This window comes from Reticulibacter mediterranei (assembly GCF_016587455.1).
Genome location: NZ_BNJK01000001.1, coordinates 5,414,420 through 5,437,588, shown reverse-complemented (window position 1 = coordinate 5,437,588; position 23,169 = coordinate 5,414,420). Strand labels below are relative to the sequence as shown.

Sequence of the window (23,169 nt, the reverse complement as noted above, 5' to 3'; positions counted from 1 at the left end):
AAGTTCCAGGCTAAACGGCGTATCGTAATGATGTGAAGGTCAATAGGCCTGTTCCTAAGTCTCACAAAATGCTAGTCTTCAGGGGGACACTTTTGTAACTCCTGTTCGATTGTACCACGCGCCTGCTGGAGGCTTTTTATGATATTGACTGTTTCAATAGGGTTTTCAAATCCCTCTCCTTCCTCTTCTCGGAGTTCTTCTTTTAATACCCTCAGTTCCTCGACGAGTTGAGTGTGCAGCTTACGCAATCGTTTGCATTTGTCAGCATTGCTTTTCGAGATGCTCATCCTATCCTCCTGGTATTTCAGACTCATCCAGGCGAGCGGGATTTGTCACTAAATTGAGGCGGTTCCAGAGTATATAGTCGGTCTCTTTCTTCGCCACATAGTAGTGATCTGGTTCCGCAACCATATCGGCCAGCGCCACAAATGTGCCTCGCTCTCGATGGAGAAGATCGAGATATCTCGATCCCTGTTCCAGACGCGTTCCTGTGGGAACAATCTCAAGGCGTTTCAATTCATCGTCGGTAAAATCAGCTAGTATGCGATGAAGCTCTTTGAAGTCATAGGCTGAGAACCCCTCGCCGACAACATACGGTGTACCCAGGCCACCATCTTCCGCCGGGCGATGAGCTGCCTCAAGATCATGTTGGTAGTCATGTTCCAGGTCATAGCCCTTTGGATGAGGCTGCGGCTGTCTCCTGGTTTCATCGCTCTCGTGTACTTCAGAGCTTTTACGAGGCTTCCTGGCATTCGAGTCGCTGCCACTGCGCGGCTCCGGTTCCTGGATGCGCTCTTGCGAATCTGCCTCGTGCGTTTGCCTCATACGCAGATCTCTGCTTGGGGGTGCTTTGGCTTTCTGCGGGAGTGCTCCAGGATTTTCATGCCTTCTTGCTTGCTCCTGGTAGGTTTCAGGTTTCTTATAGGTGCCCGTGGTAATAGCGGTGCTCTTGTCTGGATTATTACGACCAGCCACCTTTTTCGCTGGCCATCGTTGGTGTCTTTTTGGCATCTCTTTCTCTTCTCTTGTAAAAGGCCCAATTCCAATCCTGGCGACCACGTGGTCGCCAGGATTGGAATTGGGCCTCACTTGAAAACAATTTGGACAGCAAGTTCACGCCAATAGGAGGAGAAAAACTTCTTTGCTCCAAGCTAATCCCCCACCACATAATGCTCACTTTCTAGAAGTCACATCACTTCAGGTTGGTATTCCAATTGAGGCCGCCAACTAGGACAACAATATACTCTGTGAATTGGTGCTGATTACTATACATACAAAGTTCATGCCAACAGACCGCTCGTTTGTTACCGACATGCCTATCCATCTTTCTGTACCAAGAGTATATCGCGGACAGTATTTTTGTCAAGTATTTATAATGTTTTTGTTTTTATATTACTAAACGAAAATATATTCTCTATAGAATTTTGTTGCATGATGATTTCTTGTAATGCTGTAAAAATTGCATGATATGCTAAGGACGTAAATCCTCAAGAAATTGCAGGCTAATCTTGAGCTTCTCCCAAAACTTGGAGTTATCTGGTCCCGATATTTTCGGAGCAAGATTACTTCCCACCTCATCGTGCTAATTGTTATTGTTCATTTTGCATGCTACCCTTTAATACTCTTGAGCTTCTCTTTGACCTGCTCCCGATTGAATTGAGGAGAACCTATGATGGTCTGCCCCAGATAGTAGGTTACTTCTTCCTGTGAACAGCCTGCCAGACGAAGCCGATAGGAAAAGTCGGATCGCAAGTCATGGAAATTGAGATCGGCAATTACGTCCTGTTGATCCTCTGGAGCTTGCTTCTTGAGTGTACGGAACCAATAGTAGATCCCTTCTTCCGTGAACCGCTCACTGCGCTGTGATGTGAAGACGTAGGTTCGTGTGGTGTTATGGGTTGCTTGCAAGTACGCATAAAGCGGTCGGCGGACTCGGTCTATCAGATCGATATCACGTCCCCTGCTCCCCTTCTCACCTATATGCAACCATCCCTCTTGTGGACCTAGATAAATATCATCTATTCGTAACCAGGAGATTTCACTTACACGACAGCCAGCCCAGTACCCTAGCGCAAAAAGGGCGGCCCCGCGTCGATCCCCTCCTTGTTTTATCAGCCAGCGTAGTAGAGAGCGCTGCTCTCCAGAGAGCTTGCCAGGAGCCTGTAGCGGCACAGGAGGAAGATTAATCCCACGAGTCGGATTGCGTTGCAGCAGCGCCTTCTCCTCAATCAAAAACTGAGCAAAATTGCTAATGGTCGATTTGACCCGTGCCCGGTGATGCAGACTCAATCCTTCCTGTTCTAAATGGATCAGGTATTGTTCGACGAGGATCTGCGTCAACTGCGATGGTTGGAATGGTCCTGTATGGTCAGATCGCGCCATAATCCATCCAATCAGATGTCGCACTGTTCGTAGATAGGCATCTGTTGTTCCCTCGGCTTTGCCTGTGAGAAACTGTTTGTACTCGCCGATCAGGGCATAAGAGTTATCAAGGATATTCTTTTCTGAAACAGTCATGATCGTTTCTCCATTGAATACTTGTAGTGCTAGTTTTACCGTTGTATATTCTGAAAGCTAGCACGTGCTTCTCTCCATCCTTGAAAAAATGAAGAATAACTTCATCACTTACCTTTCCCTCCTCGCAGAAAGAGTATAGGATTGTGAGCCAGAGAAGTCATGCCTCAGAAGTGGCATTGTGCTAAAGGATGGGAGCATGTTGCTGTTCTTGTCGATTCTGAGACGCGCAATCAAATGGCGTCCTTGGGTGAGGGCAGGTGTGTATTTATCTGGATGGTTGCTTGTTGTTCCATATGGAAGTGAGAAGCATAGACCAGTGCCGAGGGATGCTTCAAAATGTTTCTTTGGTGAGCAAGCCAAGCATGCGCGACCGCACCACTGCTTGTGTACGGTTATGTACCTGCAATTTCCTGAAAATCTTGCCCAGATGTCGTTTGACGGTCTCGATGGTGATTACCAGATTCTCCGCAATTTCTTGGTTCGAGGCACCATGTGAAAGCGACTGAAGTACCTCCATTTCGCGATTACTTAATTGGGTCAACGTTTCAGGTCGTCGCGATTGCGTGGGAAGCTGCTCTGCCTGCTCACATGTCGAAAAGGCTGCCAACAGCGTGTCCAGGTAGGGAGTTGGCCCCAGCTTGTGTTCTCGCTCCCAGAGGCATCTAAGAAGTGTGAATAGAGAACCTTCATCCGCGAAGAGGCGAACGTAGCCTTCGGGCTCGGCCATCTGCACCGCGTACGAGAGGAGGATCAGCGCCTCCCGTTCTTCACCGAGCAGTTCATACGTTTTCGTTTGCAAGAGCAACAGTTCGAGAACATGACTCCATCGTTCTTGTTGTTCAGCGTGTTCTAAGAGTGGTATCAAGCATGTAAGCGCCTCTTTGGGCCGATCTTGTGCCACCAACAGATGTACGAGTGCCATCTCCTCCCGTTCCCGCACTATTGCTGCGCAACTTCGTTTATGCTCAAGTAGAGCCTCGGCCCAGGTGGTCGCATGCGTCAGATCTCTCTCTACCAACCAGAACTGCATCTGCGTCACGGCTGTGTGGAAGGAATAGAGCAGCGGATTGTTTGATCCCTTCTTGAGAGCTTCTATATGCTTGAGGGCGCTACGAGCCACCTCCAGTTGCCCACGCGAAAGCGCAACACGAGCCAACATCGTGTAGATGACAATCGATGTTGCAGAAGTTCCCAGTTGTTCGGCAAGCTCGATCGCCTGTGTGATGAGCGCAAGAGCCTCATCCAGGCGGTTCCATTCCTGCAAGATCTCCGCTTGTAAGGCATAAATCAGATCCATTCTCGGGAGTGGACCTTCTTCTCGCATGTTTGCCAGATGAACTGCTCGCTCCAGCATTTCCCATGCCTCGTAGAGATGCCCAGCCACTATGAGGCATCTACCTGCAATGCTCAAAGAGAAGACGGCTCCTGGAATAAGATGTGCCTCCTGTGCGAGCTGCTCTGCCTGCAACGCACTGCGATACGCTCCCTTCATTTCACCGTTTGCAAAATGGGCTATCGCCTGTACCAGCAAGGCTTCTGATTGAAGAGGGAGATTCTCCGGAGAGAACAGCGTGCGAGCTTGTTGGCAGAGAGCTAGACCTGTCTGGGCATCGCCGAATTGATAGATGGCCTGCACTGCCCGGAACGTGGCAATCTCGCCTAGCAGGTTCTCTTGTGTTTTGCACGAGGCCGAGGTTTTGTCCGTCTGAGCCAGGGATGTAAGCAGTCCCATCTCGGCAGCCTGTAACCAATATTCGGTAGTGGCGTGTGGGGCCACAAAATGGAGCGCCTGCGCATAGATCAGACACAGTTGGGGATGGGTACGCAGGACAACTGCCGGGAGCTGATTCAACCACTGACGTAGCTGCCCTGCGTGGTTCTCTCCTTCATTCCACATGAACCAATGGGGCACTTGCTCAATTAGATCGGCGGCCAGTTGCCAGGCGTGAGCCAGCAGTGCATGCCGTATCGCCTCAAACGTGTTGCCCTGTTCGGCGTACCAGGAGCAGGCTCTCACATGCAGGACATCTATTTCATCCGCATGTTGCAGTGCCAATTGGGAGCGCAACGCCTCAGCAAAGAAGGTATGGTAACGATACCATTGACGATGCTCATCCAACGGTTTCACAAATATATTGGCGCGCTCCAGCGCTACAAGCTTCTGTTGAGCGTCCGGCTCTCCGGTCACTGCATTGCAAAGGGGGGAGCAGAGTTGTTCCAAAATAGAGGTGCGTAGTAGAAACCTTTGCATGGGGGCAGACTGTTGTCGAAGTACCTCCTCGACCAGATAGTCCATGATGTCGCGCTGGCCCCCACGGATCTCTGTGACCATGCCAGTTGGATCAGTACATCGCTGGAGCAAGAAACCTAGGAGTCGCAAGCCAACCCACCACCCCTCGATGTGCCAAGCAAGCTCCTCGATTACCTCATCAGGGGGTCTCATACTTGTCACCTCTGTGAGGAATACCCTGGTCTCCTCCACTGTCGCGCGCAACTGCTCCTCCCGCACTTCTAGAAGCAGTCCATTTGCCCGGAGTCGAGCGAGAGAGAGCGGTGGCTCGTTGCGCGAGAGCAACAGGAGATGCACATTCGGAGGCTGATGTTCCAACAGATACGAAAGCTGGTTATGGATACTGGAATCGCTGATCACCTGATAATCGTCCAGGAGAAGCAGCCAGGGACGTGTTGTGTCCCCAAAACGATTGGCGAGCAGGGTGAGTATGTGTTCGAGTGGGGGAGCAGGTCGAGCATGCAAGAGTTCCAGTAGCTGGTGAAAGGAGCTATGCGTTCCTTCCTCCAAAGCTGTGAGTATTGTGATCCAGAACTGAACTGGATCGTTGTCTTCCCGATCCAGGGAGATCCAGGCAACCTGGATTTGATCATTGGGCAGCGAATGCACCCAGACTGAGGCCAGGGTAGTTTTGCCAAAGCCTGCTGGTGCTGAGATTAGGATGAGAGGATGGTGAAAGCTCTGATTGAGCAGTAGTATAAGATGAGGGCGCGAGATGAGCACATGCGAAGGAACTGGCGCATGGAACCTGGTTGACACAAGGGAGTCTTGCTGGGGTGGCCTGTGCTGATCATGGTGCGCTTCAGCAGGAGTGATTGCTGGCGTACTCTCAGTCAGAGCGGCTGACACCTGCTCCAATCGCGCGAGGGTGACTCGGGTTGATACGCCCAGGTACTTCCGCTTGAGTTTGCCACAGATACTGCGGTAGGCGGTCCAGTAGGTGCATCGGCGCCCTCGGTGCTCTTTAAGTACCGAGAGGTGGCGGCCATCTCTGCCCTGGAAGGCGAAGGATGATATACGCTCTAGCCACTTATACCATGCGCTGCTCTCGTCATTTACTGGTGTTGGGGCAGCCCTCTGGTTGCTGATCTGATAGCTTGCTGTCGATGTATACCAGACCACGCTGTATCTGGCAAATTTCTCCATCACCCATTCCTTGTTGTTTCTTCCTTTTTCTAAGATAACGCCTCTGTTCGTTTGTGAGTCAAGCAACACTTTCTGACATTACTGAAGGCCCTGGTCTGCACTTTCATGAAAGTATATGTCACGCTCTCATAGATGGTCAAGCATTTCCATTCTTTTTCCAGGAACTATATATTTCTATAAATATTGTACGTGAGGCTTGTTTACAAAGAAACTCTTATGCTTGCAATCACGTGAAGGCTAGAGAGGTATTGTCAGGTTTTTCTCATCTTTATATCATTACCATAAAGGAGACCAGGATGGCACAGAACATCCCTACCAGTCAGGTAATTTATCCTGCAAATGTGCCAGGTTTGAGAAAGGCCTGGACCTATACAACCGATGACGCCATCACGTCTTCACCGCTAGCCATTGATGGGATCATCTCTATCAGCTCAGAAGATCATACAGTGAGTGTTCTTGAAGTCAGGAGCGGCAAGCTGATCTGGCGCTATACGGCCGAAGCGGCCATTTCCTCGACGCCAGCATATGCTGACGATGTTCTCTATGTTAGCTCGCACGATCATACGCTCTATGCTCTTGAAGCCAGGACTGGCGCTTTGCTGTGGAGCTATCACACAGGTAATGCTAGCGAGACGTTTCCCGCTGTCGCTGATAACATAGTGTATCTCGGTTCCGAAGATCACACTCTCTACGCCCTGGACGCCGCGACCGGCGATCCTCTTTGGAGTTTCGCTACAGATGGCCGTATTCAATCCGCGCCAGTCGTTGCTGATGGCGTGGTCTACCTCAGCTCCTGGGACCACACCCTTTACGCTCTTGACGGTGCAACCGGCGAACTAGTGTGGAACTACACCACAGAGGGAAGTATCAGCGCTTCCCCGGCTGTCGCCAATGGTGTGGTTTATGTTGGTTCGCAGGATCATCGGCTCTATGCGCTGGATACAGAAACTGGTAAAAAGCTCTGGAGTTACCAAGCCAGCGATATCATCCTCTCTTCCCCTGTCGAGGCTCTGGAGACGGTCTATGTTGGCTCACACGATGGCACATTGCATGCAATCTATGCTCAGACGGGAAACCAGCGGTGGAGCAGCAAAACCCGAGGGGCCATCACTTCATCAGCCTTAGTTGCCGATGAAGTAATCTACATAGGATCGCAGGATCGCACTATCTATGCCTTTTCAGCCATCACAGGCAATCTGCTCTGGAACTATACAACAAATGGGGCAATTGTCTCTTCCCCGGCAATTGCTGAGGGGATACTCTCTGTCTGTTCACAGGATGGAACGATCTATGCCTTCAGCAGTGATCTGCTCTGGAGCTATACAACAAAAGGGAGTATCGAAGCGGCAGCAGCCGTGTCTGGTGATCTCGTCTACGTCGGCTCGCTCGATCATCATGTGTATGCGCTTGACGAGCTTACCGGGGATGAACTCTGGCACTACCTCACTGAGGGGAGCGTTTTCTCTTCACCCAGCGTTGTCGATGGGGTGGTTTATGTTGGCTCGAAGGATTACAGGCTCTATGCTCTTGCAGCCAGTACAGGAGCCAGATTGTGGAGCAGTAGAACCGAGGGGAGTATCTTCTCCTCGCCAACAGTGGCCCAGGGGACAGTCTTCGTCGGATCGCAAGATCACACCTTCTATGCGTTTGATATGAACACAGGCGAGCTACTGTGGAGCTTCGTTACTGGTGGTCCTATCGACTCCTCGCCAGCCGTTTCCGAAAGGACTGTCTATGTTGGCTCATATGACCGCCAACTGTATGCCCTGGACATGTTTGATGGAACCGAGCGCTGGCATTATGAGACGGGAGGTGCTATCCAATCTTCGCCCGCAATAGCAGAGGGAATCATCTATGTCGGCTCACGCGACCATCTTCTCTATGCCCTGGATGCCAGGGCTGGTGAGCGGTTATGGACTTATCAGGCTGGCGATAGTATCGACTCCACACCCTGCGTCGTCAACGGCATCGTCTATGTCGGCTCGCATGACCACCGATTGTATGCCCTGGATGCAAAAACAGGGAAAGCATATTGGGATTACACCACTGGCGGAGTTGTAGACTCCTCGCCAACTGTAGCAGATGATGTCGTCTACGTTGGCTCACAGGATCATACCTTTTACGCACTGAACACTCAGACCGGCGAAAAGCTCTGGAGCTATACCACAGGCGGCCCTATCGTCTCCTCTCCTACAGTGGCTAATGGTGTTATCTATATAGGCTCGAATGACCGTAGTTTATACGCATTCAGCCTGATATCTATCTCTTCCGCAGCAAAACAGCAATAAGATTTCAGCACTTTGAAGCGAATTTTCCATTCATTATGAACTAGCTGCGATACCATTGTTGGTCAATGCTCTGTTAATCTCATCCTTTAAACGAGCTGGGTGTGGTCCCATCAGCCGAGCAATCATCTGACCGTCTTTGAAGATCATCAAAGTAGGAATAGCCTGAATACCCAGGTCAGAGGCCAGACGGCTATTCTCCTGGCTCGCATCAATATCCATCTTAGCGAATGCCAGCCGCCCTTTATACTCATCGCTCAAACGCTCGAAGACGGGAGCAATGGCGCGGCAAGGACCACACCATGCCGCCCAGAAATCCACGATGACCGGAATTGGGGATTTGATCACCTTCTGCTCAAAATCATGAAAATTCACGTGGAACAGGTTGGTATGTATATCCATAATGGTCTCTCATCTCACTTTCTCTCTATCTCACCTGGACTATTCTCCATACTCTTATCTCACTACAAGCGCCCTGAAAACGCAAAAGGATATGTGGGCTGATTTAGCCCAGGTATCTATGGATGAGCTGGACGGCCATTGCCCCTTCTCCAACGCTGGAGGCAACGCGTTTGATAGAACCATGTCGCACATCTCCAGCAGCGAAGATACCCGGAACGTTGGTTTCCAGAAAGAAAGGCTCGCGGTCAAGTGACCAACCGACTTGTAACTGTCCCTGATGCATCAGGTCGGAGCCTGTGAGGACGAAGCCTTTCTCGTCGTTCTCCACCACGCCGTTCAGCCACTCCGTGTGTGGTTCTGTGCCAATAAAAATGAAGAGTGCGGTCGCCGGAAGCGCCTGCTCCTCATGTGTTTTGTCATTGACAATTGTAATGCTTTCTAGATGGTTCCGGCCTTGTACAGCCACGACGCGGGTGCAGGTCTTGATCTCGATATTGACTGTATGCTCTATCTGATCGATGAGGTATTTGGACATGTCTTTTTCGAGTGACTCGTCACGCACCAGCATCGTTACTTGGCGAGCATATTTCGCAAAATAGATGGCTGCCTGACCAGCAGAGTTCCCTCCTCCCACAATAGATACCTGCTCGTTGCTGCAGGATATTGCTTCGGCGATTGAGGAACCATAATAGACGCCGGCACCAGTCAGAGCATCTATGCCTGGCACCTCTAGCCGACAGTAAGAGACACCGCAAGCAAGTAGGAGGGCATGGCAGCGAAGTTCCGAGCTGTCCTCCATCTCAACACAACGATACTGACCATCTACCTTGACCCCCACCACCTTTTGCGGAGTGACAATCTCCGCACCAAAACGCTGTGTTTGCAGGACAGCACGGCGCGCCAGCTCTCCCCCGCTCAACCCTGCCGGAAAACCCAGATAGTTCTCAATGCGAGAACTGGTTCCCGCCTGTCCGCCGGGAGCCTTCTGTTCCACGAGCAAAGTGTGTAGCCCTTCAGAAGCGCCATAGACTCCCGCCGCAAGTCCTGCCGGGCCAGAGCCGATAATGATCAGGTCATAAAACGGCTTTTCCGCGTGCGTTTTGAGGTTGATCTTCTCTGCAATTTGGATCTCCCTGGGATTCAACAGATAAGAACCATCGGGGAAGATAACGACTGGCCTTGTCTCATCGGCCAAATGCATCTGTCCTAACAAGCTGGTTGCCTCTTTGCTATTCTCAATGTCCAACCACTGATAGGGAACCTGATTGCGTGCCAGAAAGTCTAGGATTTCGTGCAGCCTGGGAGACCAGCGATGGCCGATGATCCGTAGCGTTTCCAGAGGTGGATGGTACGTGGTAGACCAACTTGTCAGCAAATCGTCCAATACGGGATAAAGGCGCTCTTGTGGAGGCTCCCAGGGCTTCATCAGGTGATAATCAATGAGACCGCTCTTGATGGCCTGGATAGCTGTATGTGTGTCTGTATAGGAGGTCAACAAGATTCGTCGGGCCTGTGGGTACAGCTCTCGCGCCTCTTTTAGAAACTCAGTCCCATCCATCTCGGTCATCTGCTCATTGACAAGTAAGAGTGCCACTAGCTCATTGTGCAGGCTTATTTGTTGCAACTGAGTTAGCGCTTGCTGTCCCGAATAGGCTTCGATGATCCGATAGCGGTCGCTGTACATCGGTTTCAGGTCGTTCTTGAGCTTGTGTAGTTCTTCTGGGAAAGCGTCGACGAGAACTATGGCTGGTTTTATCATTTGCTCTTTCCCTGTAGCGTAGAACTTTTGCTAGAGGCATTCATCTAGAGGTTGCGCCTGACTGAGTTGAGCGGAAGTGACGATGGCATCTTTTAGATTCGCTCCGCAGAGATCAGCCCCCTTCAAATTGGCGTCTTTCAGGAGAGCGCCTACGAGATTTGCACCACGAAGGACAGCATCGCGAAGATCAGCCCTGCTCAGATCGGCATAGCTCAAGTTGGCTTGCACTAAGTTCGCATTACTGAGGTTTGCTTCCATCAGGTATGCACCTGTTAAAGTTGCTTCCCAGAGGTCCGCGCTCCTCAGATTAGTCCCGCGTAGATCCGCTCGGATGAGATTCATTTTACCAAGATTCGTTTCACTTAAATCCGCTTGACTCAAGTCAATAGCTTCCTCAGAATGTTCTTGCCTGAACTCATTCCATCTCTCAAAGAGTTGCTGTCTGATGAATTCGAGTATCTGCTGATCAGCCATGTACTCATCTCCTATTGATGCAGCTTCCACCTTGCACAAAGTATAGTTTTCGTCTCGCATATTGTCAAGTAATCATGTTTATAAATTGTATTATAAATGTGAAAGAAAATAATATTTCTGTGCAAAAATTTACTAATTGGACCTTTCGTGTCTCTTCTCAATTGTGCCACTTCAGTAGGAGGGGGCATTCCTGGTCACAGAAGGCAAAGTCTCGCTACATACAGGTCGTTAAAGGCGGCACCTGAATCGTATCTTTGTGTCTTAGACTATATGCTTCTGTCAGTGAAATGATCAAAGATTCGATATAAATTATATTTTTGTTCATACAAATAATGTATTGATGACATAAATAATTTGATCTGGAGAGGATCGTAATGTATACTCGATACCATGAAGATAAGCAGGTTTAGTAGTAATATAATGGCAAGGAAAGAGGGAACGAATTTCGCCTTTCTGAATGAGTCTGGAATGTTTGGTGAATGAGGAAGGAAGCCCTACAAGTTTTCGTAAGCCATGAAGGAGAGAAGATGCATATGCTTGACGGAGAAAATAGACCCCTGACTAGAGCAGATATTGAGCTACGTATTCAGGCGGTTGGGGAAGGTAACAAGCTAGATGTGAGTGGTCAGAATTTACAGGGAATTGATTTGAGTGAGATGAACCTCGCTGATGCTCATTTGGAGCGAACAGATCTGAGGGGTGCTGATTTGAGAGGTGCTGACTTGAGTGGAGCCTTTCTCTCTCATGTGAATCTGAGCGGTGCTGATCTGAGTATGGCTCATTTCCGTGATACTCACCTCAATGAATCCGACCTGAGCGGAGCTAATCTGAGTGGGGCATTCTTCCTCAAAGCTGATCTGGGACGAGCCAATTTGAGCGAGGCGAATCTAAGCGAGGCGAATCTAAGCGGTGCCTATCTGGAAGAAGCCAATCTGAGTGATGCTCGCCTCAACAATGCTAATTTCGCTGAGGCGAATTTGAGCGGCGCTGAACTTCTTAATGCTGATCTGGGCGAGGCGAACCTGAGCGAGACTATCCTTTTCAAGGCACATCTGGAGCGGGCCAATCTTCGCGGAACCAACCTGAGCGGAGCTGACTTGAGCGGGGTTCACCTCGTCAATGCTGATCTCCGAGAGGCGAACCTAAGCGGTGCCCACCTCGTTGAGGCCGATCTAGGTGGTGCTTCTCTCATTGGAACACTCATTGCTGCCGAAAGTAAAGAAGAACTTCTCCGTGCTCTTGGAGTACAGTGGAACACCTGACAAGACATGAGGCAATAATTCCCGTTCTCCTCGCATAATTGATGATGTTGACAATACGGTTTTGTAGGGGTCGTGAGGAGGAAAACAATGTATCTCAACGATATCCTTCAAGTGTGTCTACTTGCTCTTGACAGCAGATATCCACGTCACAAAGTAGATATTAATGAAGCTGTGCTGAAGCGATACAACGTGAAACTGCAATCGGGGATCACAACGCAAGGATGCACGGTATCTCGCATCATTGAAATATTTGAGAAGATTGCTCCAACACTGTTGCGCTCTCCGGCATATCTCCTCATAGATGCATCTGACTGCGCGATTTACCTACTAGAGTACTCAGGGGAGGAACCTGCATTCTATATCGACTGCTGTGGTACTATACTCCAGCCACGGATAGTTTATATCCCTCCTTAATAAAACTGAGCATATCCTCTAACTTGCCAGAAGAGTACTTATCCAGCATCTCATCTTTCATCACGAATCATCTCCTTTTTCATGATTGGTGCGTCAAGGCTGGAATATACTTCTGTAGTGAGCATCCTCATGTCCCTCACCCAAATATCCAGAGGGTTTTTAGTAAAGATCTCCGTCCCTTCCACACGATCAGAACAGCCTCTCAAATAGCCATCAGAGGTTCAGGCGAATGAACCGGGCGTGTTCCTCTGTGTAGGGAGCTCAATCGACGGCCTTGCCATGAGTTGCCACCGAAATGGCCAGAGCAGGGGGTTATGAGAGTTGGTGAGGGAGAATAACTGAAACGGGGAGAAAGAAAGCACCTGGGCAGCAAGGTTCAGGTGCTTTTTCCTTTTCCAAAGAGTGCAAAGAAGAGTCAATGCATATGAATCCTCTTGTTGTTGGGGCCAGCTTTTTGGCAAGGCGTAGTCGCTTCTTTTGATCTTTACGAAGAAAATGGGACACCGTAATCACTGTTTTCCACACGGTTACGGCGTGCCATTAAACCTCTTTTCCCTTTTCATCAAACAGAGAGCTTATTTTTTAAAAAGAAGGCTCTCTGGTTGTTACAACACTTATTGACATATCTTTCCAGCATTGAGTATAGTTGATAGTTAGCAACCCATCTCGATACAAAATATCTTTTTATTTCCAGTAATAATACACAGTACATTATAAATACTTGACTATCTCCTAACTATCAACTATACTCAATGCTGGAAAACAATCTCGATGTCCGAGTGAAATTGCCCCTTGATAAAGCACCTGATGGCACGAAGTCATGGTTTGCTACGTCACGTAGCCCTAGAAGAGCAGTGACAAGGCAACAGCCGCGTAGGTCCTTTTTTCTACGCCGTAATCGGTGGTCATTTGTCTACCTTGCTTGCGTTGGAACAGCAGTCAAAGGGATAACAAGAGATGCTATCCATCCTAAGACAGGAAAAAGCGATTGTGCATCGTCAAATATGGGCATTGGTGGGGAATATGCCGCCATTAACCTGTTATTGACGAGCTCATCCTGGGGCGGACACGTGGCGGGACAGATCTGGCAATCAACGGCACCTGGTGAGTTGGTACGGCTGTTGGTGCCACCTTGACGACCGTCCTGCTTCATCCTCATCTTTTTCCAGTAGACGTTGGTTGGCGACTGGTGTTTGGGTTGGGGGCTATTCTGGGACTGGCCATTCTGCTTGTACAGCGTTATCTGCCTGAAAGCCCTCGATGGTTAATGATACATGGCCGGCTTCGACGAGGCTGACCAAGTTGTAAGCATGATTGAGAGAGCATAGAAGCAGGTGTATCCATGCATCGCCTGCTTCTAATCAATAGATGCCACCAGCAAATGTTCGATCTGCGAATGTAGTAAGTGCTGTGACTGGTATCCCTCTGGAGTGATAAAGGGAACCTACTTATGGCAGAATATCCAACGAACACCCATCATACCCGCCGTGCTCACGAGCCAGGAGGCTGTTTCACTCTCTACTTAGGTCGCTTTCTAGAGCAGGTAGATAGTTTCATTTATGCCATCGTTGGCATTTGCTTCTTTCTTGCAGCTATCCTGGTGCTCATCTATACTTTCTGGGGTTTTAGCGTCTCAGTTATTAGACTCGGCGCGTTCTCAGTGGGTCAGCAACCAGTACGTGCAGCACAAGCTATTATTGAAGCTGTTTCTGGTCTCCTGCTTGTTCTTATTATTATGGAAATGCTTGGCACTGTGCTTCATTATTTGCGGGTACATGTAACATCTGTACGGCCATTTCTCTTTATTGGTATCATTTCTGCCACAAGAAGCATCCTCTCGATTGGCGCCAGACTCTCCGTTGAAGGTCTTAACATACGTGCGACTGACTTTGCGTATGCTATGATCGAGTTGAGCATCGATGCTCTCGTCATCCTCGCCTTGGGCATTACGCTCAAACTTCTTGGCAGATGGTCCGAGGTCGAAGAGTAAGTCAGAAAGGATTCTCAAAAGATGAACCCTCAACAGGTAAAGCGAGAGTAATCTGTACTCCCTGATCCTGTGGTGAGGCTATCATGCTCTAATAGGTGGTCAAATATTCCATTTGTTTCTATATGTTTTCTACGGAACATGCAAATCTCTGTTTCGGAGAAACTCTCATACGTGTAATCACGTGAGGGCTATATAGGTTTTGTCCAGTTTTTCTCTCATCTCAAGGCAAGTGATTTCACTAGAGCAATCCTCTCAATTTCTCAGAAATGTGGAGCGGTTGTCGGAGAGAATTCCATTATTGAGGAGTACATATGGATCCTCCTTTCTTGCTGGTGGCGAAAGTTGCCGCATCAGTATGCGTTGGCTTGCTCGTAGGACTGGAACGTACATGGGCACATAAAGAAGCGGGTATCAGAAGTTTCGCCATCGCCACATTGCTTGGAACGCTCTGCTGGTTAGTCTCCCCGACGTTGGCATATGTACAAGTCGGGATAATTCTGATGATTGTGATTCTGGTCAATGTTTATGGCATCTGGAGCCAGCGTTCCCCGGAGGTCACGACTTCTCTGGCCCTGGCGGCTACGAATGTGGTGGGTATGGTGATCGGGGCAGGAAATTTTTTTCTCGCATTCGTCTGCGCGCTTGTGGTCACGGCACTGCTCTCCTGGAAAGAGGAGTTCATCACATTTAGTAGCAAGTTGACAGTCGCTGAGATCCGCAGTACATTACTCCTTGGGTTTATTACAGTGGTTGTCTATCCGCTGCTTCCCGACCGGTTTATTGATCCCTGGAGGCTGCTTAATCCACGCTCGATCTGGCTGACAGTTATGATCGTGTCGGCTTTAAGCTTCATCAACTATGCGCTGCTTCGGCAATTTGGCGCACGCGGAATACGTTATAGTGCGCTTCTGGGTGGGTTAGTCAATAGTGCGGCGACGGTGGCACTGCTGGGAGAAGAGGCCAAAGACGATCCAGGTACTCTCACCACAGCGCCAACGAATGTCATCCTCTCCGATTTGGCGATGATTCTACGCAATTGGGTACTGGTCGTTCTCTTCTCCTTCCCACGAGGCATTCAAGCCAGCATCGGGACGGTGATCGTGTTGGTGCCGATGATGCTGGCAGCCGGGGTTGTGGTACTCTTTGCTATCTGGAGATCCAGAAGATCAGAGCAAAGGGCTCCTCAACAACTAGAGCAAGAAGCTCCGCAGAAACAACGGCTCAAGTCTCCCCTAGAGATGCGTTCAGTGCTTGGTTTTGGCATGCTGTTCTTCTCATTAACAGTGATAAGCGGAGTGGCACAGCGCCTGTTTGGAGCCATTGGTTTTCTGGCCATAGCGGTGGTAGGTGCATTGGCGAGCGCGGCATCTTCTTCGGTGTTGGTAGGCCAACAGCTCAATAGAGGACAGATTGCAGGCTCAAGTGCTGCGATTGCGATGTTCCTGGCAACACTGGTAGGCTTGCTGGAGAATTTTGTCATCTTCTGGTTCGTCACACGCAAGCCGGGCCCAAGCCTCCAGATCTTGTGGCCGACCATACCAATCGTTCTCGTCGGCCTTCTGAGCGTTGTAGGGGTCGCCATTTTCGGCTGGTAACATTGTGACATGCTTCTTATCTCCTGTGCTGCTAGATATCTGTCGTTCATTTGGAGCAACTTTAGGAGATAAGGGAATAGTTTATTGTCTGGATTGAACGAAAAGACGCCAGGAAGTAGGGGTATTTTCCCCTACTTCCTTTCAAAGAACTCGTAGTAGAACTCGATCGGTAGCTCAGCACGAATATCCTCAAGTTCACCACAAGACAAAGCATCACTCAGTACGCTCATCACTACACGAGCATGTTCACGTGCCGTGTTTTTAGGCATGTCTTCGCGTATACTCATACGCTCAAAGAAATCGTCAAGGGAAAAGTCTTTCTTACGACTTGGGGATGGCTGCTTTTCTGGACCGAGAAACGGCTGTTGCAGGTACATGGCGAGTCCTCTCGGTAGTTGAGATGCTGCATCATGGCGTTCCTCCTTTGAGAGACACTCTGCCAACGTTTCAAGTGTAGCCCGTGTAGCCCGTCGTGCTTCATCCTGTGAAGCAAGAGGAGCACGCTTTTGTACCTGTTCAATAAATTCTTCGTACTTCATGCTCTTCTCTCCATTTTCTCTATGCTCTTCTTTCCCTTACATCTTTAATACTTTATGAGCGCTTGTAAGACGATTCCTCTTTAGAGGGATACGTTCAGGAAAGAAAAACGTGACAATGGATACCAGTAAGTCAGGAAGCAGTATCTATAATAAATTTTCTACAATAAAATATTTTCTGTTTCTATTATAGTGTAATTTCCAACGTAAATACTTGATAAAATACTAGAGCGTGTCCAAGAAGGCTGCTCAAGCGGCTCGACGCCGTTGAGCGTTCTCCCTGGCGGTTTCAGGGGGATCAGTGAGCCTCCTGACCATCAGACGAATCATCGTCAGACACACCATACTTTCACTGCTGCTCGTTAAGTACTCATAATCCTTACTCATCCGACGATACCTCCCTATCCAGGCAAAAGTTCGTTCCACTACCCAACGTCGCGGAAGCACCCCTCGAAACTTCTTTGGCTCAGGTTTGATGCGCTCATACGTGAACCAGACCGTTCGCAGGTCCGAGAGATCTCGCACGCCGGCACCCACTCTCCACGGGCACGCCAGACATGACGAACCATCTCTACTTCCCATCCCATTTCTTGCTCGATCCACTTTCGCCCCTTGCCCGTGTACCCCTGATCAACCCAAACTTTTTTCAGACGAGTAAAGATGCCCTTGATTGGCTCTAACAAGAGCGGGACGCCTTGCCGGTCCTGGATGTTGGCTTCATGAACGACAGCTTTGAGCAGTAATCCGGTCGTATCGACGAGCAAGTGCCTCTTTCGGCCTGAGAGCTTCTTTCCACCATCATACCCATGTGGTCCGCCCCGATCAGTCGTTTTGACCGACTGACTATCAATGATGCAGCCGGAAGGTGTGGCCTCCCTTCCTGCCTCCAAGCGGCAGCGTTCGCGTAAAGTGGTCATGATCTGTTCCCACACTCCCTCATCGCGAAAGCGAGCAAAATACGCATACACGGTGGATTTTGGCGGATAGTCACGCGGGATCATGCGCCAAGCACACCCAGCTCGCAGCACATAAAATATCCCCCCAGTACTGCTCGCATATCCGCTTGGCGTGGTCTCCCACCCGGCTTCTCGGGTGGGATGAGTGGCTTGAGGATCTCCCACTCAGCATCCGTGAGATCCGACGGATAGATTTCCATAAGCGCTCCACCTTCCTTGGATTGACGCCTTTTCACTTCCCTTTCTCTCTTATTCTATCAGAATGCTCCTTATTTGGGGGAATTTCCCTCAATCGGCTCCTCTGGCCTTTTCGGACACGCTCTAGATCCTGTTTAGAGGCGTTTAAGTGCAATTTGCGCGAATTGCTTGTCGATGCCAAGATCCGCTCGCTCGTGACCGGCCATCACACTCAGTATAGCATTGTCCTTTAACACTTCAAGGTCTATGTTATCAGGCAGGGCGAACGCGTAGAAGTATGCATCCTCGCCAAGACCGTGAAGCGACTGAACCGAAGGACTATCTGAAGACTTCGAGAATTGAAAAGTAGAACGAGCTGAGGATGAGTCGGTGAAGATATGAAGTTGGAGTGCTGCATGATCGGTGCGTGAAGCGCTGCTATAGGCGCAGGTCGTGGTCGTGGAACCTCCTCCCGAGGAAGTGAATTCCTGATGCGCCGTCATCGGAGTACCGAGTATCTGCCCTGCCTCTTGTGTTGAGACAAGCGAGCAAGGATCTATATTCTGCTTTACCACCTGTCCAGCTTCGCCGCAGGCAGTCAACAAGAAACACAGGAAAATGGTGAGAACTGAACCTCTGTGCTTTTTCATGATCAGACCTCCCTGTCTTCTTCTCTTGAATGGTCTCCACTGCAAGTTTCAGAACCTCTTAGCGAGAGAATATCAGAGAGCTGTATCTCTGTCTGTGAACTGCTTCACTTTGAGCGTTCGTGTGAGCCTCCAACTATACTCATCAACTGAACGTTGACTGAGTACTAAGTACATTCAAATTATTACTGTGGGATGTGGTAGACTGACGAGAAAAGGAGAGAGCCTTGCGACCGTTAGAGATCCCGATCCCCACAGACGAAGAGCGACAAATCTTAGAGGAAGTGTATCAGAGTACCCGAGATATCCGGCTCCACATGCGGCTTCAAATGGTATTTCTGGCGGTCGAACACCACTTCAGCGCAGCAGCGATTGCGAGCATCGTACGTAGCAGTGAAGAAACAGTTCGTCGTTGGCTCAAACGCTGGATGGCCGAAGGCATCGAAGGGCTAAAGGATCGGCCTGGAGGTGGAGCTCCTGCCAAAATCACTTCCGCCTATGAAGAGCTGTTACTCGCGAGCGTGCGGTTGCGTCCGCGCAGCTTGGGACAACCGTACTCGCTGTGGACACTGCGCAGGCTAGCTGATTATATGGCAGAGCAGACAGGTATTCGTGTGACCTATGAAACGGTTCGTCTGATCCTCCAACGCGGCGACATCGTGCTTTCCCGGCCTCAGCACACGATTAGCAGTCCTGATCCAGAATATAAAGTAAAAAAAAGACGATCGAAGAGGCACGCGACGGGCTAAAGGCAGGAGACGTGTTTTATTATCCCGATGAGTTCAACCTGAGTTGGCTGCCAACGCTGCGTGCCATGTGGAGTCCAAAGGGCCAACAGGTCGAAATTCCGACGCCCGCGCAACCGGACAGATATTATGGGATCGGAGCGGTGAACTATCACACGGGCGAAACGGTGGTGCAGTTTCAGCGCCGCAAACGCCGCAAGGAGATTGCACAACTCCTTGAAGCGTTGCTGCAAAAGCATCCTACCGGAACGATCTATGTCGCCTGGGACAATGCTACTACCCATGAGGATGATGAAGTGGAGGATGTGGTGCGGGGAGCGGCTGGACGGCTGGTTTTGCTCTACTTGCCCACTTACAGCCCCTGGCTCAATCCGATTGAAATGCTTTGGCGGCATTTTCGGCGGGAAGTGACCCATTGTGAACTCTTTGAAACAAAGCAGGCTCTGTTGGCTGCGGCGCAGGACTTTTTCGAGCGCTACAATCATTGCCCTGGAAAAATTCTTTCGATTATTGGGTCGCATGCTGCCGAGATTATACACCCAGCAGAAGTTTTTTGAATGTACTTAGCTTGCAGCTTATCCATCTCAGGATGATGGGTGGGCCGCTTTCTTTCCCGCTTCACGGATTGTGACCAGTCGCTACCGTGGGGAAAGCGCTGTCTGCCTTTCATCTGGCAGGAGAGGAATGCGCGCCTCTCATCAGATCATCAGTTATCAAATTGCTTTGCCACGCATCCCCCGTGTTTCCACGGTTTCGCGTGAACGGGTCGCACCTGTTCCTACCATGGGCAAAACCCCTAATTCGCTATCACCGGGTCCTTGTTTTAGAAAGACAAAAGGCGTAACAAGTGGCCCACTAGTGATTGAACGCAATGCTTGCGGCACATGATGTTTCATTTTTGGTGAGGTGCAACCGGCAGTGTAAACCAGAAGGTCGAACCTTGACCGGGAACACTCTGAAGCCCAACGCCGCCATCATGATACTTGATAAGCTCCTGGCAAATATAGAGGCTCAGTCCCAGGCTGAGGTCAAGTTCATGCTGGACTGTGATTCCTTTCGCACGATAGAAACGTTCCCACACATGCTCTTGCTCTTCTGGAGGGATACCTACTCCCTCATCATGAACCGAGACACGCGCCACTGACCCTTCGACGGTCAATTGAACCGTCACGGGCAGATCGGCAGGTGAATAGTTGAGAGCATTCGATAGATAGATATCGATGACCTGTTTGATTCGATCTGCATCAGCAACAATCGGCACCGTTTCTCCTGTATACTTGATGTTCAAGACGATCTTGCGCTCAGGTGCTTGCCGTTGCGCAGCGGCAACGGTTTCTCGCACAAGTTTGATCAGATCATGAGGTTTCTTATGCAAGGTGAGAGTATGTGCCTGGATACGAGCATCATCCATCATATCCCTAATGATCCGCTCTTGCAGTCGAGCACTCTCAGAGGCATGCTCCAAAGGCTGTCGCACCTGTTCGACTTCCCTGCTCGCTGTCTTGGAAAGCTCTTCCACACGCTTCCTTAAGGCCTCTAAGCGGCGCTGGGCTAATTGGATATTGCCCATCATCGCTGCCAGTGGTGTTCTCAGCTCATGACTGGCAAGATTCAAGAACTCATTGATGAGTTGGTTGGCTTCCTGCAGCACGAATGCTCGCCCACTCGTTCCATCTACCTTGTTCAACAACTGGACACATTCGATGACAAGGGCTATGAGCATAGCAATGGCTCTCACTAATGCAATCTCTTCTGGCGTGTATTCATCCTGAAGGTCGTCCCTGGCTATGACAAGCATGCCCGCCAACTGCTTACCAAGAACTATTGGCATCCATAACGTGGTAAGGGGACCCAGATCGTCTCGATCCAAAAATGGGAGGCGTACACGATCATGCGGGATGCGCACCTCTTTGTTGGCAGAGAGCTGAGCGAGGGTGGCCTCGTCGAGAAAATCTGAGAGGGCGAAGCGTCCGTTATTCTCCCGGCGGCGCTGCTCTTGCTCAGGAGTGAGGCCCCACATAGCCACATAATACAGATGATCTCTTGGCGGTCCCAGAGAGAGCAGAAATACCCGGGCACACGCGAGCATCTGGCCGATCAGCTCAACAAGCTGCTGTCCAACGAAACTCATAGCTGGTGGTAAGAGCAGTGTTGCCTCAGGTGACCAGCGATCAATCAAGGTAGGGATGTCTGCTATGGCTTGAATCAAGGCCAGCAGAGATGTGCTGGTTCTTCGGACCTGAAGCTCGTGCTGATAACGATCAGTAATATTATGGAAGACACAGACCGTTCCCATCTGATGGCGTTGTGAATCAAAAACTGGCGCGCAGGAGATGATGACATAGATGCTTCGCCCGGAGGGAAGATGTACCATTACGGTATCTTCTTGCGCACCCAATGCCGTATCTCCACGAATAACACGATTTATTTCCCAATGTTTCAATGAAATGGGTTGTTGGTTCTCGTCACGTATCTGATAGCGACGTACAAACTGGCGGTAGGATTTTCTTCTGTAGAGATTTTCAGAAGCTATCTCAAAGAGGGTAAGAGCCGCCGGATTCATTCGCAAGATCTTCCCTTCAAGGTCATAGACAATCACACCGTTCGGAATCGACGCAAAGACAGCTTCAAGTTGGCTGGTTGGTTCCATTACCGTGTGCCGTTCCTCTTTTGGAGGAGAGCCTGAGATAGATGTTCTTGAGTAGACATTTCACCGCTTTTCTATCCAATCAACTACATTCTCAAGGAAGTTATGGCAAAACTTCTCACACCTGATTTATGGGTATGAGGACATTTCCCAAAGTAGCGGGTCCTCGTTTTTGACAGTGAAAATGTTCACGTGACACTCAAAATGTTAATCAAAAAATCGAAACTGGCCGCCGCAAGTCTACCATGCAGTTCGGGCGACTCAAGGGCGCTGCCGCTAACCCTTGACACGGCCTCGCATGCATGGTCAGCGGATAGCGTGCTAGGGTTCGGTCGAAAAAATGACCTGTTTTTTCGGCCTTTGAGCCTTCACTTTGTTAGTAACAAAGTTCACTAATTCCCGGCGAAACTGGCGATTTTTGATTAACACTACTGAACTTTATCACTATCAAAAGCACATTAACTACTTGGGAAGGACTCGCTACTCTAGGAAATGCCCTTAACCTCTAAAACGATCAGTTCGTTAGCAAACAAGGATTACAAGAGCGAAATCACAATCTGATTATCCACTTCGCTGACCCCCGGTGCTGACCAAGCGGCTTCCTCCGCTGCCTTTCGCTCAGCATAGGAATGGACCAATCCCCGGAGGATAACCTTGCTACCCTGCACTTCAACGGTGATATTGCTGGCATCCGTCTCTGCATTGCGAACGAGTTCTTTCTCAATCTGCTGCTTCAGATCGCTCGGCAATACACGAGGCTTGACCGTGATCAGATTAGTGACTCCTTTGACTCCTGATAGGTGGTGTATAGCACGTTCCGCAGCTCTCTTCTGGAAGCCATATTCAACCTCACCTTTGAGCGTTACCTACCCCTGGCTGACAGTCACATCCAGTTTGCCAGCCGGAATCCCGGCATTCCATTTGAGAGCGGTGAGCGCCATAGCGGCCAGGTCGGGATCGGTGCGTTCGGCAGAGCCAGGCAGGATGACCTCGATGTCATTAACCACTGCTTTGACGTTATGCACCCGATGAGCAGCGGCCTCAGCAGCCAACTTTTTTGAATATGAATCAACCCAACCAGTCAGCGTGACGATCCCATCTTTGACCGCAACCCCAATTTCGTTAGGCCGGATTACGCGTATCCCACTTTAATTCATCCAGAACATCTCTCTGGATCTCTTCATATGTGAGAGGGCTCACTGTCGTCATACTACGTGTCTCCTTTCTATGCTTTGTGGTTCTGACACCTGATACAACCAGATCCTCTTTGTCTTCTCCGTACAAAGTATATGTTGTAGCCAGTATGTTGTCAAGTATTTATATTAT

The 23,169-nt window shown here is 49.8% G+C and carries 18 protein-coding genes and 2 pseudogenes; 8 read left to right on the top strand and 12 right to left on the bottom strand.

The window, feature by feature from the left end; all coding sequences use genetic code 11:
• Positions 1 to 71: 71 nt before the first annotated feature.
• The 4 genes from K3T83_RS23370 to K3T83_RS23355 all read right to left on the bottom strand — a co-directional run bounded on the left by K3T83_RS23370 (position 72) and on the right by K3T83_RS23355 (position 5,953).
• Complete coding sequence (locus K3T83_RS23370) at positions 72 to 287, bottom strand: hypothetical protein (protein ID WP_220205334.1); 216 nt, start codon at positions 285 to 287, stop codon at positions 72 to 74.
• Between the two features lies 1 nt (position 288).
• On the bottom strand, positions 289 to 1,011 hold the full coding sequence (locus K3T83_RS23365) for a hypothetical protein (RefSeq protein WP_220205333.1): 723 nt from the start codon (positions 1,009 to 1,011) through the stop codon (positions 289 to 291).
• A gap of 597 nt (positions 1,012 to 1,608) precedes the next feature.
• Positions 1,609 to 2,517: a tyrosine-type recombinase/integrase gene (locus tag K3T83_RS23360; RefSeq protein WP_220205332.1), complete on the bottom strand. Its 909-nt coding sequence runs from the start codon at positions 2,515 to 2,517 to the stop codon at positions 1,609 to 1,611.
• A 331-nt stretch (positions 2,518 to 2,848) separates the two neighbouring features.
• Positions 2,849 to 5,953: a winged helix-turn-helix domain-containing protein gene (locus K3T83_RS23355; RefSeq protein WP_220205331.1), complete on the bottom strand. Its 3,105-nt coding sequence runs from the start codon at positions 5,951 to 5,953 to the stop codon at positions 2,849 to 2,851.
• Between the two features lie 296 nt (positions 5,954 to 6,249).
• Between K3T83_RS23355 and K3T83_RS23350 the strand changes: the two genes are divergently transcribed.
• The gene (locus tag K3T83_RS23350; RefSeq protein WP_220205330.1) at positions 6,250 to 8,241 is read left to right on the top strand and encodes a beta-alanine-activating enzyme beta-propeller domain-containing protein; all 1,992 of its coding nucleotides are present in this window, start codon (positions 6,250 to 6,252) and stop codon (positions 8,239 to 8,241) included.
• 33 nt (positions 8,242 to 8,274) lie between these two features.
• Here K3T83_RS23350 and trxA read toward each other — a convergent pair whose 3' ends face one another.
• The 3 genes from trxA to K3T83_RS23335 form a co-directional block, all read right to left on the bottom strand.
• Positions 8,275 to 8,640: a thioredoxin gene (trxA, locus tag K3T83_RS23345; protein ID WP_220205329.1), complete on the bottom strand. Its 366-nt coding sequence runs from the start codon at positions 8,638 to 8,640 to the stop codon at positions 8,275 to 8,277.
• Positions 8,641 to 8,743: 103 nt separating this feature from the next.
• Entirely contained in the window at positions 8,744 to 10,399 is a 1,656-nt protein-coding gene (locus K3T83_RS23340) for an FAD-dependent oxidoreductase (protein WP_220205328.1), read from the bottom strand.
• A 30-nt stretch (positions 10,400 to 10,429) separates the two neighbouring features.
• Positions 10,430 to 10,873 carry a pentapeptide repeat-containing protein gene (locus tag K3T83_RS23335; RefSeq protein ID WP_220205327.1) on the bottom strand — a complete coding sequence of 148 codons (444 nt, stop codon included), beginning with the start codon at positions 10,871 to 10,873 and terminating at the stop codon, positions 10,430 to 10,432.
• A 533-nt stretch (positions 10,874 to 11,406) separates the two neighbouring features.
• Between K3T83_RS23335 and K3T83_RS23330 the strand changes: the two genes are divergently transcribed.
• From K3T83_RS23330 to K3T83_RS23310, 5 genes are all read left to right on the top strand, one after another.
• Entirely contained in the window at positions 11,407 to 12,135 is a 729-nt protein-coding gene (locus K3T83_RS23330; protein WP_220205326.1) for a pentapeptide repeat-containing protein, read from the top strand.
• 1,268 nt (positions 12,136 to 13,403) lie between these two features.
• Positions 13,404 to 13,685, top strand: a complete 282-nt coding sequence (locus K3T83_RS23325) for a hypothetical protein (protein WP_220205325.1) — start codon at positions 13,404 to 13,406, stop codon at positions 13,683 to 13,685.
• Positions 13,682 to 13,846 carry an MFS transporter gene (locus tag K3T83_RS57970; protein WP_220205324.1) on the top strand — a complete coding sequence of 55 codons (165 nt, stop codon included), beginning with the start codon at positions 13,682 to 13,684 and terminating at the stop codon, positions 13,844 to 13,846. Before K3T83_RS23325 ends, K3T83_RS57970 begins: the two co-directional genes overlap by 4 nt.
• Before the next feature lie 153 nt (positions 13,847 to 13,999).
• Positions 14,000 to 14,539 (top strand): phosphate-starvation-inducible PsiE family protein, encoded by a 540-nt coding sequence (locus K3T83_RS23315; RefSeq protein ID WP_220205323.1) that lies wholly within the window; start codon positions 14,000 to 14,002, stop codon positions 14,537 to 14,539.
• Positions 14,540 to 14,850: 311 nt separating this feature from the next.
• Positions 14,851 to 16,134, top strand: a complete 1,284-nt coding sequence (locus K3T83_RS23310) for an MgtC/SapB family protein (protein WP_220205322.1) — start codon at positions 14,851 to 14,853, stop codon at positions 16,132 to 16,134.
• A 131-nt stretch (positions 16,135 to 16,265) separates the two neighbouring features.
• On the opposite strand, the gene K3T83_RS23305 is transcribed toward K3T83_RS23310, so the two are convergent.
• The 3 genes and pseudogenes from K3T83_RS23305 to K3T83_RS23295 form a co-directional block, all read right to left on the bottom strand.
• Positions 16,266 to 16,673, bottom strand: a complete 408-nt coding sequence (locus K3T83_RS23305; protein WP_220205321.1) for a DUF2267 domain-containing protein — start codon at positions 16,671 to 16,673, stop codon at positions 16,266 to 16,268.
• 246 nt (positions 16,674 to 16,919) lie between these two features.
• Positions 16,920 to 17,826 (bottom strand): annotated as a pseudogene (locus K3T83_RS23300) (IS5 family transposase).
• Between the two features lie 132 nt (positions 17,827 to 17,958).
• The gene (locus K3T83_RS23295) at positions 17,959 to 18,453 is read right to left on the bottom strand and encodes a hypothetical protein (protein ID WP_220205320.1); all 495 of its coding nucleotides are present in this window, start codon (positions 18,451 to 18,453) and stop codon (positions 17,959 to 17,961) included.
• A 224-nt stretch (positions 18,454 to 18,677) separates the two neighbouring features.
• Between K3T83_RS23295 and K3T83_RS23290 the strand changes: the two genes are divergently transcribed.
• Positions 18,678 to 19,199, top strand: a complete 522-nt coding sequence (locus K3T83_RS23290) for a helix-turn-helix domain-containing protein (protein WP_220205319.1) — start codon at positions 18,678 to 18,680, stop codon at positions 19,197 to 19,199.
• Positions 19,200 to 19,210: 11 nt separating this feature from the next.
• Positions 19,211 to 19,753, top strand: a complete 543-nt coding sequence (locus K3T83_RS23285; RefSeq protein ID WP_220205318.1) for an IS630 family transposase — start codon at positions 19,211 to 19,213, stop codon at positions 19,751 to 19,753.
• Positions 19,754 to 20,088: 335 nt separating this feature from the next.
• On the opposite strand, the gene K3T83_RS23280 is transcribed toward K3T83_RS23285, so the two are convergent.
• On the bottom strand, positions 20,089 to 21,846 hold the full coding sequence (locus tag K3T83_RS23280) for a sensor histidine kinase (protein WP_220205317.1): 1,758 nt from the start codon (positions 21,844 to 21,846) through the stop codon (positions 20,089 to 20,091).
• A gap of 533 nt (positions 21,847 to 22,379) precedes the next feature.
• Positions 22,380 to 23,052, bottom strand: a pseudogene (locus K3T83_RS57965) (BON domain-containing protein).
• Positions 23,053 to 23,169: the final 117 nt, after the last annotated feature.

Bases quoted from the DNA above. Each gene is read 5' to 3' on its own strand.
- K3T83_RS23370 (WP_220205334.1), bottom strand. From the start codon at position 287: ATGAGCATCTCGAAAAGCAATGCTGACAAATGCAAACGATTGCGTAAG.
- K3T83_RS23365 (WP_220205333.1), bottom strand. From the start codon at position 1,011: ATGCCAAAAAGACACCAACGATGGCCAGCGAAAAAGGTGGCTGGTCGT.
- K3T83_RS23360 (WP_220205332.1), bottom strand. From the start codon at position 2,517: ATGACTGTTTCAGAAAAGAATATCCTTGATAACTCTTATGCCCTGATC.
- K3T83_RS23355 (WP_220205331.1), bottom strand. From the start codon at position 5,953: ATGGAGAAATTTGCCAGATACAGCGTGGTCTGGTATACATCGACAGCA.
- K3T83_RS23350 (WP_220205330.1), top strand. From the start codon at position 6,250: ATGGCACAGAACATCCCTACCAGTCAGGTAATTTATCCTGCAAATGTG.
- trxA (WP_220205329.1), bottom strand. From the start codon at position 8,640: ATGGATATACATACCAACCTGTTCCACGTGAATTTTCATGATTTTGAG.
- K3T83_RS23340 (WP_220205328.1), bottom strand. From the start codon at position 10,399: ATGATAAAACCAGCCATAGTTCTCGTCGACGCTTTCCCAGAAGAACTA.
- K3T83_RS23335 (WP_220205327.1), bottom strand. From the start codon at position 10,873: ATGGCTGATCAGCAGATACTCGAATTCATCAGACAGCAACTCTTTGAG.
- K3T83_RS23330 (WP_220205326.1), top strand. From the start codon at position 11,407: ATGCTTGACGGAGAAAATAGACCCCTGACTAGAGCAGATATTGAGCTA.
- K3T83_RS23315 (WP_220205323.1), top strand. From the start codon at position 14,000: ATGGCAGAATATCCAACGAACACCCATCATACCCGCCGTGCTCACGAG.
- K3T83_RS23310 (WP_220205322.1), top strand. From the start codon at position 14,851: ATGGATCCTCCTTTCTTGCTGGTGGCGAAAGTTGCCGCATCAGTATGC.
- K3T83_RS23305 (WP_220205321.1), bottom strand. From the start codon at position 16,673: ATGAAGTACGAAGAATTTATTGAACAGGTACAAAAGCGTGCTCCTCTT.
- K3T83_RS23295 (WP_220205320.1), bottom strand. From the start codon at position 18,453: ATGAAAAAGCACAGAGGTTCAGTTCTCACCATTTTCCTGTGTTTCTTG.
- K3T83_RS23280 (WP_220205317.1), bottom strand. From the start codon at position 21,846: ATGGAACCAACCAGCCAACTTGAAGCTGTCTTTGCGTCGATTCCGAAC.